This window comes from Peptidiphaga sp. (assembly GCF_057238965.1).
The window spans coordinates 1-14156 of the sequence record NZ_DBHHEV010000067.1 but is presented as its reverse complement, the minus strand read 5'-3'; the positions used below and the strand labels follow the sequence as shown (position 1 = coordinate 14156).

General features: G+C 66.5%; 15 protein-coding genes and 1 pseudogene. 14 read left to right on the top strand and 2 right to left on the bottom strand.

Annotation, left to right across the window (positions count from 1 at the left end):
* From ACO48X_RS08415 to ACO48X_RS08395, 5 genes and pseudogenes are all read left to right on the top strand, one after another.
* A pseudogene (locus ACO48X_RS08415) lies at positions 1–249 on the top strand (hypothetical protein); the annotation flags it as partial.
* A 3-nt stretch (positions 250–252) separates the two neighbouring features.
* The gene (locus tag ACO48X_RS08410) at positions 253–1992 is read left to right on the top strand and encodes a serine/threonine-protein kinase (RefSeq protein ID WP_485001639.1); all 1740 of its coding nucleotides are present in this window, start codon (positions 253–255) and stop codon (positions 1990–1992) included.
* Positions 1993–2220: 228 nt separating this feature from the next.
* Positions 2221–3990: a 2-isopropylmalate synthase gene (leuA, locus tag ACO48X_RS08405; protein WP_485001638.1), complete on the top strand. Its 1770-nt coding sequence runs from the start codon at positions 2221–2223 to the stop codon at positions 3988–3990.
* Between the two features lie 176 nt (positions 3991–4166).
* Positions 4167–4898 carry a DNA repair protein RecO gene (recO, locus tag ACO48X_RS08400; protein WP_485001637.1) on the top strand — a complete coding sequence of 244 codons (732 nt, stop codon included), beginning with the start codon at positions 4167–4169 and terminating at the stop codon, positions 4896–4898.
* Between the two features lie 13 nt (positions 4899–4911).
* A complete protein-coding gene (locus ACO48X_RS08395) occupies positions 4912–5709 on the top strand; it encodes an isoprenyl transferase (protein WP_485001636.1) in 798 nt (265 codons plus the stop codon).
* 95 nt (positions 5710–5804) lie between these two features.
* On the opposite strand, the gene ACO48X_RS08390 is transcribed toward ACO48X_RS08395, so the two are convergent.
* Complete coding sequence (locus tag ACO48X_RS08390; RefSeq protein WP_485001635.1) at positions 5805–6425, bottom strand: pyroglutamyl-peptidase I; 621 nt, start codon at positions 6423–6425, stop codon at positions 5805–5807.
* A 174-nt stretch (positions 6426–6599) separates the two neighbouring features.
* Here ACO48X_RS08390 and ACO48X_RS08385 point away from each other — a divergent pair, with 174 nt between their 5' ends.
* The 8 genes from ACO48X_RS08385 (at position 6600) to ACO48X_RS08350 (ending at position 12398) form a co-directional block, all read left to right on the top strand.
* Positions 6600–7250 (top strand): hypothetical protein, encoded by a 651-nt coding sequence (locus tag ACO48X_RS08385; RefSeq protein WP_485001634.1) that lies wholly within the window; start codon positions 6600–6602, stop codon positions 7248–7250.
* Between the two features lie 15 nt (positions 7251–7265).
* Positions 7266–8165 (top strand): HisA/HisF-related TIM barrel protein, encoded by a 900-nt coding sequence (locus ACO48X_RS08380; RefSeq protein ID WP_485001633.1) that lies wholly within the window; start codon positions 7266–7268, stop codon positions 8163–8165.
* Positions 8162–9007 carry an SseB family protein gene (locus ACO48X_RS08375; RefSeq protein WP_485001632.1) on the top strand — a complete coding sequence of 282 codons (846 nt, stop codon included), beginning with the start codon at positions 8162–8164 and terminating at the stop codon, positions 9005–9007. Before ACO48X_RS08380 ends, ACO48X_RS08375 begins: the two co-directional genes overlap by 4 nt.
* A gap of 251 nt (positions 9008–9258) precedes the next feature.
* Positions 9259–9873 carry a translation initiation factor IF-3 gene (gene infC / locus ACO48X_RS08370; protein WP_485001631.1) on the top strand — a complete coding sequence of 205 codons (615 nt, stop codon included), beginning with the start codon at positions 9259–9261 and terminating at the stop codon, positions 9871–9873.
* 60 nt (positions 9874–9933) lie between these two features.
* Positions 9934–10128, top strand: coding sequence for a 50S ribosomal protein L35 (rpmI, locus tag ACO48X_RS08365; RefSeq protein WP_009198819.1), 195 nt, complete (start codon positions 9934–9936; stop codon positions 10126–10128).
* Between the two features lie 18 nt (positions 10129–10146).
* The gene (gene rplT / locus ACO48X_RS08360) at positions 10147–10530 is read left to right on the top strand and encodes a 50S ribosomal protein L20 (protein ID WP_485001630.1); all 384 of its coding nucleotides are present in this window, start codon (positions 10147–10149) and stop codon (positions 10528–10530) included.
* Between the two features lie 61 nt (positions 10531–10591).
* On the top strand, positions 10592–11437 hold the full coding sequence (locus ACO48X_RS08355; RefSeq protein ID WP_485001629.1) for a TrmH family RNA methyltransferase: 846 nt from the start codon (positions 10592–10594) through the stop codon (positions 11435–11437).
* 52 nt (positions 11438–11489) lie between these two features.
* Entirely contained in the window at positions 11490–12398 is a 909-nt protein-coding gene (locus ACO48X_RS08350; protein WP_485001628.1) for an SGNH/GDSL hydrolase family protein, read from the top strand.
* A 63-nt stretch (positions 12399–12461) separates the two neighbouring features.
* Here ACO48X_RS08350 and ACO48X_RS08345 read toward each other — a convergent pair whose 3' ends face one another.
* On the bottom strand, positions 12462–13424 hold the full coding sequence (locus ACO48X_RS08345) for a helix-turn-helix transcriptional regulator (protein ID WP_485001627.1): 963 nt from the start codon (positions 13422–13424) through the stop codon (positions 12462–12464).
* A gap of 300 nt (positions 13425–13724) precedes the next feature.
* On the opposite strand from ACO48X_RS08345, the gene ACO48X_RS08340 reads away from it, so the two are divergent.
* Positions 13725–14156, top strand: a 432-nt coding sequence (locus tag ACO48X_RS08340; RefSeq protein WP_485001626.1) for a Rossmann-fold NAD(P)-binding domain-containing protein, incomplete at its 3' end; no start/stop codon positions are given.

Sequence of the window (14156 nt, the reverse complement as noted above, 5' to 3'; positions counted from 1 at the left end):
TCCTCCATTCCGTCGTCCCAGAACGCGGCCGACCGCCTCGGCTGGCCGATCACCCGTTTCAACCGCAAGCTCGACCACGTCTGCGACCGGCTCACCCGCTACGGCGTGCGCGGCCTGCACGGCGGCCCCGAGAAGCTGGCCGTCAACCGAAGGGCGCGCCTCGTCGAGCATGCCGTCGCCACGCGGCTGGTCACCCCCGACATGCTTTACCGACTGGAAGACCCAGCGGCCTACGACGACGCCAACTAGGCCATGGACACCGGCAACGCTCTAGACAACACCCAGGCCTGGGCCCAACACGTGGTTCGCTGGGGCACGGCGACCTCTGGCGACGCAGTCGCCTCGGGCGACGGGCTCATCGCCCAAATGCCGGTTTTCATAGTGACCGACCCGCACTCCGACGTGCTGCTGGCACGCGAGGTTTCGTGGATGATCGTCGACGCCTTCTCCGCGCTGCGAGCGGCGCACCCCGACGGACCGCTCGTGCGGCACGTCCACGACCTGTGGCGCGACATCACCAGAGGCATCGCGCGCAGGGTCGCCGAGGCGACGATTCTCAAAAACGGGGGAGGAATCGGCGACGTCGACGACGTCAGGCTCGCCGGGCTCATCGCCACCCGCATCGAGGATCGCCCGACCTGGATCGCCGTCTCCTCCGGAGGAATGGGAATCGTCACAGTCGACGAGAAAGGGGCGGCCGAGCCGCTGCCGCAGTTCGACGATGTAGGATATGACCTCCCGGGCGACCTGTGGACGATTCCAATGGAGGCCGGCCAGCGCTTCGTCGTCGCCACCGAGCGCGTTCGGGCGAAGCTCACGGGCAACCAGGCGCTCGTCGCCCTCGGGCAGCTCAAGCGCGCCGAGCGGGCCGCCTCCACCGTGCTTTCTCAAGCGGTTGCAGGAGCGGGAACCGGGGCGGACCAGGCCATACTCGTCATCGACGTCCTCACCCCCGAAGACGAGGCGGCCCTCGCCTCGCCGCCGACCCTCGAAGGGGAGGCCGAGCCCGAAAGCGACCTGCCGGCCAGCCAGCTGAGCGGTTCGTGGGGTCTGGAGGCGCTCGGCATCGACCACAGCGTGCGCCCGCGCGCGCCCCGCCGCTCGCACACGGCCCCTCCCGTGCTCGACGATTTCCATTTCGTCTCCTACCTCGGCTCCGGGGGATTCTCCGACGTCTACCTGTACGAGGAGCAGCTGCCCAAGCGGCTCGTGGCGATCAAGGTCCTCTCCCGCACGGCGCTGGGCGAAGGGGACTCCTCGCAGTTCCGGGACGAGGTCGACCTCATGGCCCAGCTGTCCGGGCATCCTTCCGTCGTCGAAATACACGACGCCAACGTGGCCGAGTCGGGCCAGCCCTACGTGGTCATGCAGTACTGCCCGATGCCGTCGCTCGCCGAGCGCCTCGCGAACGGGCCGCTGGCGATCGAGGACGCGCTGAAGATGGGCGTCCAGGTGGCATCGGCGGTGCACACCGCGCACGTCATGGGAATCGTGCACCACGACCTCAAGCCCGCGAACGTGCTGTACTCCCAATTCGGGCGCCCGCTGTTGGGGGACTTCGGGATCGCCACCCTCGTGGGCGCCACGAACCAGGACGTCATGGGCGCCTCGCTTCCCTGGGCGGCCCCGGAGGTGCTTCTCAACCAGCAGGCCGACGCCAGAGCCGACGTGTACTCGCTTGCGGCGACCGTCTACACGGCGCTCAGCGGGCACGCCCCGTTTGCGACCGACGACGCCCTCACGAGGCGCGAATACATCACCCACATGTTCGCCACCCAACTCGCACCGCTCGGCCTGGGCAAGGGGCAGCCGCAGGAGGCAGACGCGCCCGACAACGCCGACGCCTATGAGCGCTTGGACGAGGTGCTCATGGCCGCGATGGAGCGCGAGGTCGACAAGCGCACCGCCACCGCCGTCGAATTCGGCCGACAGCTCCAGGAGGTTCAGGCGGCCCTCGGGCACCAGCCCACGGATCTGGAAGTCCCCGAGTAGCGGATTCGAAGCTTGCCGAACAACGGATTCGAAGGTTCGTGGCATTTTTCTCATCCGCGCCAAAATCGGCGTTTTCTTCGCCTCCGCCCGTCCGTGCGGCTATGATTGGCGACATGCTGGCGGCATTCTTCCTTATCTGCCGCGGCGAGGCGGGCTAGGCCGGCTCCTCGTCGCGGGTCTCGTCGCGCCGGTCGCCTCAACTCGCGCACTGTCAGCAGGAGAAAAGCAATGAAAACCCAGGGCCGTTCCAGCCGCCAAAATCCATCCGGCATGCCGATCGCCAAGTATCGGCATTTCCTCGACGTCAATCCTGTCTCGCTTCCCGACAGGACATGGCCGGACAATCGCATCCTGAAAGCGCCTCGGTGGCTCTCGACCGACCTTCGCGACGGAAACCAGGCCCTCATCGAGCCGATGGACCCCGCCCGCAAGAAGCTCATGTTCGAACTGCTCATCGAGCTCGGGCTGAAAGAGATCGAGATCGGCTTTCCCGCCGCCAGCGCGGCAGACCTCGAGTTTTGCCGCAGCCTGGTCGAAGAGGGCCTCGTGCCAGAGGACGTGACGATCTCCGTCCTCACCCAGTCGCGGCAGGAGATCATCCACAAGACCGTCGATGCCCTGGAGGGCCTGCCGCGGGCTGTCGTCCACCTGTACAACGCAACCTCGCCCGTCTTCCGCCGCGTCGTCTTCCACAACGACAAGGAGGCGACCAAGCAGCTGGCGGTAACCGGCACGCAGGAGCTCGTCGCCTACATGGAGAAGACGCTGGGCGACGACGTCGTCGCCGGATTCGAGTACTCGCCCGAAATCTTCGTCGACACCGAGCTGGACTTCGCCCTCGAAGTGTGCGAAGCGGTCATGGACGTGTGGCAGCCCGGGCCGGACCGCGAGATCGTCATCAACCTGCCGACGACGGTCGAAAGGTGCACGCCCAACGTGTACGCCGACCAGATCGAGTACATGAGCAGAAACCTCTCGCGACGCGAACACGTCGTGCTTTCGGCGCACAACCACAACGACCGCGGCACGGGCATCGCCACGGCCGAGCTGGCCATGCTGGCCGGCGTCGACCGCGTCGAAGGCTGCCTCTTCGGCCAGGGCGAGCGGACCGGCAACGTCGACCTCGTCACCCTCGCGCTCAACCTCTTCAGCCAGGGAATCGACCCCGAGCTCAACCTCTCCGACATCGACCGGGTGCGCCGCGTCGTCGAGCACTGCACGCAGATGGACGTCCCGCCGCGCACGCCCTACGGGGGCGATCTCGTCTACACGTCCTTCTCGGGCTCCCATCAGGACGCCATCAAGAAGGGCTTCGCCGACCGCGCCCGCAGGGTCGCCGAGAACGGCGGCGACGAGAACACGGTCACATGGGACGTTCCCTACCTTCCCCTCGATCCGAAGGACGTGGGCCGCACCTATGAGGCCGTGGTCCGCGTGAACTCGCAGTCGGGCAAGGGCGGGGTGTCCTATCTGCTGTCGAGCACCCGCCAGCTGGACCTCCCCCGGCGCATGCAGATCGAGCTGTCCGGCATCGTCCAGCGGCACGCCGACAAGTTCGGCGGCGAGATCACCGCCGAACAGCTGTGGAGGATCTTCGCGGACGAGTACCTTCCGCACACCGAAGCCGACGGCCTCTCGCCGTGGGGGAAGTACCGGCTGGCTTCGGCCACGGTCAGCGCCGGCGACGGATCGTCGACGGCCCTCGAGGCGAGGGTCGTCGAACGCATCGAGGGCAAGCGGGACAAGCGCCACCTCATCGAGGCCTCGGGCAACGGCCCCATCGACGCCTTCGTCGCCGCGCTCTCGACGATCGGCGTAGACGTGCACGTCCTCGACTACGCCGAGCACGCCCTCGCCTCCGGGCGGGACGCGACGGCGGCGGCCTATGTCGAGTGCGACGTCGCCGGCCAAACGCTGTGGGGCTGCGGAATCGATCCGTCGACGATGCGGGCGAGCTTCAATGCGATCATCTCGGCCGTCAACCGAGCCGCGCGCTGAAGGCCGCTCCGCTCCGCGGCGAAACGGGGTCTTTCGGCCGAAGGCAGATCTCGCTTCGCCGCGCGCCACAGTGCGATCCTTCCGTCGAGGGCCGCGCCTGGTTCGTTTGCCGCGGAAGCCGCCGCGCTCTCCGCGATGCACGGGCAGGCCGGGTTCGAACATGCGATAATTTGCGGGTGAAGCTTTATCGCGACGAAGCCATCGTGCTGCGCACCCACGACCTGGGCGAGGCCGACAGGATCATCACCTTCTTCTCGCGACGGCATGGAAAGATGCGCGGGGTGGCCAAGGGCGTCCGGCGCACGAAATCGAGGTTCGGAGCGCGACTGGAGCCGTTTTCCATGGTCGACCTCCAGCTCTATGAGGGGCGCACGCTCGACCTCGTCACGGAGGCCGCCACCCTCAATCCCTACGGCCGCTCAATCGGAAGGGACTACGAGGCCTACACGTGCGCCTGCGTGATCGCCGAGGTCGCCGACAAGCTCGCGGCGATCGAAGAAGAGCCCGACCAGGCCCACTATCTGTTGCTTCACGGAGCGATCCACGCGCTCGCCACCGCCGCGCACCGGCCCGCCCTCGTCGTCGATTCATACATCCTGAGGGCGATGGCGCTGCACGGGTGGGGGCTGTCCCTCTACGAATGCGCGGTGTGCGGGAGGGGCGAGGGCCTGGCGGCCTTCCATCTCCAGTCGGGCGGAGTCGTCTGCTCTGACTGCGCCCCGCGCGCCGCAGCATACCCGGCGCCCGAGACTGTCGAGCTGCTCGGCTCGCTGGTTTCGGGCCGCTGGGACGTTGCGGACGCCGCCGGCGAACACGACCGGCGGGCGGCCTCGGCCATCGTCGCGGCCTACCTTCAGTGGCACGTCGAGCGCAAGGTGCGTTCTTTGCGGATCGCGGAGTCGGCATGATCGGGGGAACGGCATGACACGGCACGCAGGAGGGCCGAAAGAGCCGATCCTTCCTCCGCCCCACCCGTCGGGCGCCCGCCCGCCCGAGCTGGCCAAGCCGCCCGGGCACGTCGCCGTCGTCATGGACGGCAACGGCAGGTGGGCCAACGCCCGCGGCCTTCCTCGCATCGAGGGACACCGCGTGGGCGAGGCCACCCTCATGGACGTCGTGGCCGGGGCCCTCGAAGTCGGCGTGAAGGAGCTTTCCGCCTACGCCTTCTCAACCGAGAATTGGAAGCGGAGCCCGGCGGAGGTCCGCTTTATCATGGGTTTCTCGCGCCAGGTCCTGCGAGCCCAGCGCGACGACCTCAACGCCTGGGGCGTGCGCGTGCGCTGGGTCGGGCGCACGCCCAAGCTCTGGGCGTCCGTCCTGAAAGAGCTGCGCGCCGCCGAGGAGCTGACGCGCAACAACACGAAGCTCACCCTCAACATGTGCATCAACTACGGAGGGCGGGCCGAAATCGCCGACGCCGTGCGCTCGATCGCACGCGAGGCCGCCGAGGGGCGTCTCAAACCCGGGGCCGTCAATGAAAAGACGATCCAGCGCCACCTCTATGCGCCCGCGATGCCCGACGTCGACCTGTTCATCCGCACGAGCGGGGAGCTGCGGACGTCCAATTTCCTCATGTGGGAGTCGGCCTACGCCGAGCTGTACTTCTCGGACCTCGCATGGCCGGACTTCGACAGGCGGGAGCTGTGGAAAGCATGCCAGGCCTACGCCGAAAGGGACAGGCGCTTCGGCGGCGCACAGGACAGGGTCCCTCGCGTCTGAACGACGCCCGCTTATCGACCGGCGGAGCCGCGGCCGCACCCCCGCTCGGCGGCTCGGCTGTCTCGGAATTTCGCAATCGACTGCGGGCGGGACTGTCAGGAGGTTGTCGACGAGCGCCCCGCCCGGGCCTTCTGACCCGCCGCAGCGAGTTCGGATTCCGCTTCCGCCCATTCATAGAGGGCCGCTGCCAGCGCGTGCACGTCGACGTCGGCGGGCACGTGCAAGAACCCGGCTTTGCCGCCGTATTGGCCGGCAGACTGCACGGCTGTGTAAAGAGCCGTGTTGCAGACGTAGGTGCCGGCGTGCCAAGAGATCTCGGTTTTCAGACCTCGCTGCGCCAGAAAATCGCTCAGCCTGGCCGCGTCGATCGTGGCAAACAGGCCGTCCGCTCCCGCGGCGTCCACTTTGGCGCCGGAAAGCGCGAGAGCGTCGTTGTCCGCGCCGGCTTGCTCGTTTACTGCAATGCGCTCCACAAGCAAACTGCGGGCTTCGGTGGAAAGGCCGGTGCACAGCACGATGCGGGGTCGAAACTGCGCCGCCAGACGCTGTATCTGAGTGCGGGCGCGAGTGAAAGAGACGGGAAGAAGCTGCGCCCGCAGCCGCGCGCAGTCTTGTCGGGAGGCCGCATAGTCAGTCGAAAGAACTTCTACAAGCCTCTGCGTGGGATTGGTCGCATTGTCGCCAAAGGGTTCGAATCCGGTGATCAGAGCTTCCATGCGCTCCAAAATACACCGATTGAAAAGGCAGCCTTGTTTGGAAAGGCCGCTGGAAAGCCCGCCCCGGTCGTTTCGGGGAGCACAACCTCGATCATCTAAGATTGGGCAAGGCCGTCTATGATTGGCCACGGCGTCGCACGTCCAAACGGGCGAGCGGCCGGACAAGGGGGCTCTATGAGTACGATGATCAAGCGTTACGCGGTGTTGACGCCCTTCGACCTCCCCGAGGTGGTCGCCGGAATTCTTGCGCTCAACCGCATCGACGCCGCCGTTGTGATGACAGAGAGCGGGGCGGTGGTTGTACGCGAACTCGCCGCGCCGCAATACGACGAATGGGACATCCGCAACATCGTCGGTCCGGACGAGTTCGAAGAGGAAGACCCGGAGGCCGACCCCTCCGACAGCGCGCCGACCGTCGCCGCCTCGCTTTCGAAGCTTTCGCGCTTCGGCGTCGTGCTGCTCGACGTCGACCTCGGCACCGACGTCGGAATCGAGGCTGGCGTTTCGGGAACCGTGCGGGCTCGCCGGTTCCTCTCGGGCGAGGCGGGAGAGGAAATCTCCGCCGGGGCGCTGCTCAACGTCCTCGATCCGCTGGTGGAAAAGCTCATCCTCGGCCAAGAAAAGCCGGAGGACCACGACGCGATCCTCTCCAGCGAGGTGACGACCGCCATGATCACGAAGATGGCGCGGGCAAGGAACAGCCGCGGCGAGGGCAAGGCGATTGGCGGGCCGCTCACAGACGAGGATCCGGAAGGCAAAGGCTCCGACGGCGATTCCCCGGATGGAGGCAAGCCCTCCGGCGGATCCGAGCGTAGCGAGCGGTAGGCCGGCGAGGGCCCTATGACTTTGCCGTTTCAGCTGCTGCCGGCCGTCGACGTGGCCGACGGCCGATCGGTGCGATTGACTCGCGGGGAGGCTTCGTCCGCGCGCTCCTTCGGCGACCCGATGCGGGCCGTCGCCGACTTCGTCGAGGCCGGCGCTGCGTGGATTCATCTCGCCGACATCGACGCCGCCTTCGGGCGCGGCTCGAATCGAGCGCTCCTGACGGAGATCGTGAGGGAGGCCCAGACGCGGCACGGGGTGCGCGTCGAATGGTCCGGGGGAGTGCGCGACGAAGAGAGCCTGCTTGCGGCGGTCGCCAGCGGCGCCGCGCGGGTGAACCTGGCGACGGGCGCCCTCGCCGACTTCGAATGGGCGGCAAGCGCGATCGAGCGCTTCGGCTCTCAGGTGGCCGTGTGTCTGGACGTGCGCGGCGACGTTCTCGCGGCGCGGGGCGAATCCGCCGAAGTCGGCAGGCTGTGGGACGTCCTCCCCGTGCTCGAAGAGGCGGGATGCGCCCGGTACGTCGTCACCGACGTGGCGCGCGACGGCGCGATGAGTGGGCCCAACACGGAGCTGCTCCGCAAGGTTGCGGCCGCTGCAAGGGCCCCAGTCGTCGCTTCGGGCGGAGTCTCGAGCCTTCGGGACATTCGGATCCTGCGCGGGCTTGCCGCCGTCGGCGTCGATTCGGCGATCGTCGGCAAGGCGCTCTATGAGGGGGCGTTCACGCTGGAACAGGCCATCGAGGCGGCCGGGGAGCAGAGCGCCGCGCCGGTCGGCTGCAAAAGCGCCGGGCTGACCGGAGACGAGGGCGCCAAGTCAGCCGCGGACCGAGAGGGAAGGCGGAGCCGCGAGCGAGGCGGGCAGACAGCAAAAGGGGCCGAGGTCGCCGAGTCACCCGGAGGAGGGACGAACCCGTGACGGACCGACGCGCGCATGCAGACGCGGGAAAGGCCTCGCGCGCGAGCGCCGCAAGCTTGCAGACGGGCGCAGCAAGGCCCGGGCGCGTCGACGCCGGGAAGCTGGAGCGGCTGCTGCGTCCCAACCCCTTCCCCGGGGACATGGGCGAGATGAGCCCCGACATGGCCGCCGCCCAGGCGAATCCGGACCCGGGGGCGTCGCTCAAAGGAATTGTCGCGGCCCTCGCCGCGGGGCGGGTTTTGGTTCCGGCCCTTCCGCACGAGCACCCGGGAAGGACGGACGACGGCGGCGTCGCAGACCACGAATCCGAACCCGATCCCACCGCGGACGCGGCGGCCGAAGCCGTGACCCTTTCAGTCAGAATCCCCGGAGGCCGCTTCGCGACGCCGGTCTTCTCCTGCGCCGAAAGGCTTTCCGCATGTTACCCGGGGGCGCGCCCCATTCCAGTGCTGGGTGCGAACGCCGCGGCGCGGGCGCTGACGTTCTCCGGCGTCCTCGCCCTCGACCCGCGGGACAGGAGCGGGCAAGGCTGCATCGCACTCGGCAGAAGCGCGGTCGCCGCCGTCGCCGCCGGGGAAGAATGGGCGGCGCCGTGGGACAATCCCCGGGTCCTCGAGGGCTTCGAGAGGGCGCTGAGCGAAGGCGGCCACCCAGCCCGAGTGAGCCTCGCGCCGATGCACAGCGGCGTCATCAGGCTGTACGTCGCGATCGACGCCGCATCGGAGGCCGACGCTTACCGCGCGGTCGCCGCCGTGGTCGCAGCCGCGGAGGAGGACAAGTGCCTGCGAGCCCACCTCGACGTCGTCGAAGTCGTTCCCGTGAGCGCAAACTCACATGCGTGACGGGCCCGAAATCTAAAGGCCTTATCGCGGCACGGCCCGCCGTTCTGTTATAGTTTCAGGCGACCGACCGGCACAAGCCGGAACGCAAGTGGAGACACTCCCACCTGATGCCTTCGAATCTCGCGATCGAAAGGAATCGGGTCAGATCGGGCCCAGACCCTTTCCTTCGGGCAGTTCTCCGTGCGCGTGCACGTCGAGGAAACGAAGGAATAGCCATCAACAACGAACCACGAGTTAATGAGCGCATCCACGTGGACAAGGTTCGCCTTGTCGGCCCGGGAGGCGAGCAGGTCGGCGTCGTCCGCGTAGAAGACGCGCTGCGCCTGGCTCAAGAGGCGGGTCTCGACCTCGTCGAGGTTGCGCCGAACTCGAACCCGCCCGTCGCCAAGCTCATGGACTACGGGAAGTTCAAGTATGAGTCGGCCCAGAAAGTCCGCGAAGCGCGCCGGAACCAGTCGAACACAGTCATCAAATCCATCCGCATTGGTCTGAAGATCGACGAAAACGATTACAGAACCAAGAAATCCCAGGCGGAACGCTTCCTCACCGGCGGGGACAAGGTGAAGTTCGACCTTCGGTTTAAGGGCCGCGAGCAGTCCCGCCCCGAAATGGGCGTCCGCCTGCTGCGAGGCTTGGCCGACGAGCTGGCGGAGCTTTCGACGATTGAAGCGGCGCCGCGCGCCGAAGGGCGCAACATGTCCATGGTGTTGGCGCCGCTGAGAAAGAAATCCGAGGCCAAATCCGATCAGCGGCGACGCCGCGAGGCCGAACGCGAGTCACGCAAGGCACGCGAAGCCGAGCGCGCAGCGCGTTCGAACGGATCGGAGGCACGGGAGGACGTCGCGTCCGACAAGGCCGTCGACTGACCCGCGCCAAAGTAAGAAACGCCGCGCGCCCTGCGCGGCCAGACCGAGGGGCAAAGAAGAATGCCGAAGAACAAGACGCACTCCGGTGCGAAGAAGCGCTTCCGCGTGACGGGGAGCGGCAAGCTCATGCGCGAGCAGGCCAACAAGCGCCATCTGTTGGAGCACAAGTCCAGCCGTCGCACCCGCCGCCTGGCTATGGATCAGCCGGTCGACGCCGCGAACCTCAAGTCCGTCAAGCGCCTGCTGGGCCGCTGAAGCTAGAAGGAGAAAGCCATGGCACGCGTCAAGCGCGCAGTCAACGCCGCCAAAAAGCGCCGCACCACACTCGAGCGAGCCTCGGGTTATCGCGGGCAGCGCTCCCGCCTCTATCGGAAGGCGAAGGAGCAGGTCACCCACTCGTTCGTATACAACTACCGTGACCGCAAGGCCCGCAAGCGCGAATTCCGCAAGCTGTGGATCGCCAGGATCAATGCCGCCGCCCGCGCCGAAGGGCTGACCTACAACCGTTTCATCCAGGGTCTGACCCTCGCGGGAATCGAGGTCGACCGTCGGCAGCTCGCCGAAATGGCGGTCGAGGACCCCAAGGCTTTCGCGGCCGTCGTCGCCGCTGCCAAGAAGGCCCTTCCGGAGGACGTCAACGCTCCGAAGCAGGCCTGATCGAGGTTCGGTTGAAAGGCCCCGGTTGTTGTCCGGGGCCTTTTCCCGTGGAAGGGTGACTATGAAACTTCGGACCAAAGAGGCCTCGCGCAGCCAGCTCCAGCGCGCGCAGAGGCTTCACCGCAGAGAACAGCGTTCACGGCACGGCCAGACCCTGGTCGAAGGGCCGCAGGCCGTGCGCGAGCTCCTCGCCTGCGCCCCCCGCCTGACGCGTGACCTCTACATCACCGACGAGGCGGTCGAACGGCACGGCGACGTCGCCGAACTGGCCTCCGCGGCCGGAGTGTGGACGCACGTGCTTGCCGCACAGGACATGCGCGACCTTTCGGCGGACGCCCAGGGCGTCGTCGCGGTCATCTCGACGCCGGAAGGGCCCGATTTAGACTCGCTTCTCCGCGAGGCGTCGCTGATTGTGGCGACCCTCGACATCGCCGACCCCGGAAACCTGGGCACCATCATTCGAACGGCAGACGCCGCCGGGGCCGACGCCGTCGTCGTCGGCAAGGCAAGCGCCGAGCTCTATTCGCCCAAGGTCATGAGATCGGCGGCCGGAAGCCACTTTCACGTGCCGTGCGTCGCGGGAATCGAGGCCTCGGAGCTCGCTGCGCGGGCGCGGGAGGCCGGCCTCCAGGTCCTCACGGCCGAGGGAACGGGGGAGTGGGAGCTTCCGGTCCTCGTCCGAGAGGCTGCCGAGGCTAAAATACTGGGCTCCGCGCCAAGCGGGCCCGATCTCAGGCGCAGGGCGCTCTGGTTCGTCGGCAACGAGGCCCGCGGATTCGCCGGATGCGATTTCGACGCCGACGCGCGAGTGGCCGTTCCCCTCTACGGGAAGGCCGAATCCCTCAACGTCTCCACCGCTCTGGCCGTGTGCGCGTATGCAAGCGCCATGGCGCAAAGGGCGGATTGAACCGGGTCAATCGACGACAGACGTCGACGCCGCCGAAAGCCAGGAGGAAGCGATGCGTGGAAGCCGTGCAGTCAAAGTCGCGGCAACGGTGGGCGCTGCCGCGGTCTACCGAAAGATGCGGGCCCCCGTCAGGCAGAATTCGCCCTTCCGCAGGGCGTGGGAGCTCAATCTGCTTCGCTCTCTGCGCGAGCTCGAGGAACTTGCTGCGGGCGCGGATTCGCCGTCGCCCGATGTGAACGGAGATCCGACGTTGCGCGACGCGGCCCCCGTCGGCGGAGCCTCAGTTGCCTCGGGCGAAGCGAAGCCTCGGCCCTTCGTCTACGCGGCGCTCGGAGACTCCGCTGCCCAAGGCCTCGGCGCAGCGTCGATCGCCGAAGGGTACGTTCCGAGGATCGCGGCGGGCCTGGAAGCGGCCCTGGGCCGCAGGGTCATCCTCCTCAACGTCTCGCTTTCGGGAGGCACAGCCGAATCCGTGCTGACGTCGCAACTGCCGCAGCTGGCGGGCTTGCGCGCCGGCGCAGCGCATGTCGTCCCCGATCTTGTCACCCTCGACGTCGGCGGCAACGATGTCTCGCTTTCCCGCCTGAGCGTCGAAGATTTCGCCGGCCTCATGGACCGCGTCTGCCGCGAGCTCCCCGGCCCCGCCGTCGTCGCGAACATACCGACGTTCAAGCCTTTGGCGAGCGCCGAAAGGGCCGCGCGGCTCTCGGCCGCAATCGACGCAGCCGCGAAAAAGCACGGATGCGGGCTGGTCGATCTCCTCGACGTCTCCGAGGCGATGTCGACCCGCGAATACATCGTCACGCATCACGCTGCGGACATGTTCCACCCCAGCTCCGCCTGGTACGGCCGATGGGCCGAGCTGTTCATGGAGCAGATCGCGCGGATCTTCGGCTTCGCCCCGCCCGACATGGCCGAGGTTCCCGCATGGAGCGGCGCCGCCGGCCTCCGCGTCGAATGACCGCCTGGAGATCTGCCGCGTCGAGCTGCCGGAAGGCGCAGTCCGACATCGCTCAAAGAGTCGTCAGATCTTGCTCCAAAAGGCCTGCGTCAGCTGCTTGCGGTTCCCCATAGACGTCTTGTGAAGGATGTTGTGGACGTGGACCTTCACCGTGGACACGGAAATGAAAAGCTCGTCGGCTATCGCCCGATTGTCCTTGCCGTCGAGGACGAGCCGCAGCACCTCCTCCTCGCGGCGCGACAGGCCGTTGACGTTCGAGTAGCTTGCGATCGACTGGAAGACGAAAGCCTCCCGCTGGTTGGTCACGCCCGCCGGCGGATCGACGTACCGCATCCGCAGAGTTCTGTAGGCGGAGACGCACACGAACGAGGCGACGCAAAGAAGCAGGGCATTCTCAGCGAAGTTGCGCTCCGGAAGGAAAGACAGATCCCCCGGGCGGCTGTCGCCGTAGTCCAGGCCGAGGATGAAGACGACGTTCCACGCCGTCGTCGCGACTGTCGAGCCGAGGACGGCTAAATAGAAACCTCTGTGACGAAGCAGGCGACGCCGCTCGCCGAGGTCGTCCGTTCTCAAGAAATGAACGAGAATCGCGACGAGCAACGCGAGTATGAAAAGCGATCTCACGCTGAAAAAGGCAAACTCGCGCCACTTGCCGACACCCAGAAAATTGAAGGAAGCGTAGCTGACGGCCAGAAAGGAGAGGGGAATCGCCCACAGCGCCCGTCTTCCTTTGCCCAACCCGAGATACTCCCTGCAGGCGCACCAGAAGAACAGGACGAGGCAGGAGCCGAGCAGCGCCGATTCGACCGGCCCGTTGATCTCGTATACGGCCAGTTTTCCCGGTTTCCTGCCGACGACGTCGGTTCTGAGAACCAGCGCGACGTCGAAAAAGTAGACGAGGAAGGCGAACGTCGTGAACAGATAGGGCCTTTGGCGGTTGACGAGATAGACGGAAAGGCAAACCGCGGCCGTGAGTATGCTCGCCAAGAGGACAGTCAATGTGTAGTAATAGAGGGCTACTGACACTTCATCCCCTTCTTGGTTGCCGCGACGGTCCCCGTTGACGTCGTCAGGCACGATTATCCCAGTATTCGCCGCCAGTTTCCATGTCCGCATCGTGGAATAAAAGTTCCGCGATGCGGAAAGTTTAGGTAGGATGTAGTCGTGGAATCTAGAAATAGTCGGTTGTACGCCTCTCTTTCGTACCGGCATAACTCTTGAAATGCGTCACACTTAGACGGACTATGGAGTAGCGCCGGTGTCGGCGTCGCGAAGTCGGTTACGATACCGAACTCACCGCAACGATGCAAAAAAGAAAGGAACGACATGCCCATCAGCCTCAGCGGACGCAACTTCCTCAAGCTGCTCGACTACACGCCGGACGAGATCCGCTACCTTCTCCGCTTGTCGGAGCAGTTCAAAAGCCTCAAACTCGCCGGAACGCCACACAGGTACCTTGAAGGGAAGAACATCGTTCTTTTGTTTGAGAAGACCTCCACCCGCACGCGCTGCGCCTTCGAGGTCGCCGGCATGGACCTCGGCATGGGGGTCACCTACCTCGACCCGGGCAGCTCGCAGATGGGGGCGAAGGAGTCGATCGCCGACACGGCCCAGGTTCTGGGGCGAATGTACGACGGCATCGAGTACCGCGGCTTCGCCCAAGAGATCGTCGAAGAGCTCGCCGAGAACGCCGGGGTGCCCGTATGGAACGGCCTGACCACCGAGTTCCACCCGACTCAGATGATCGCCGACATGCTC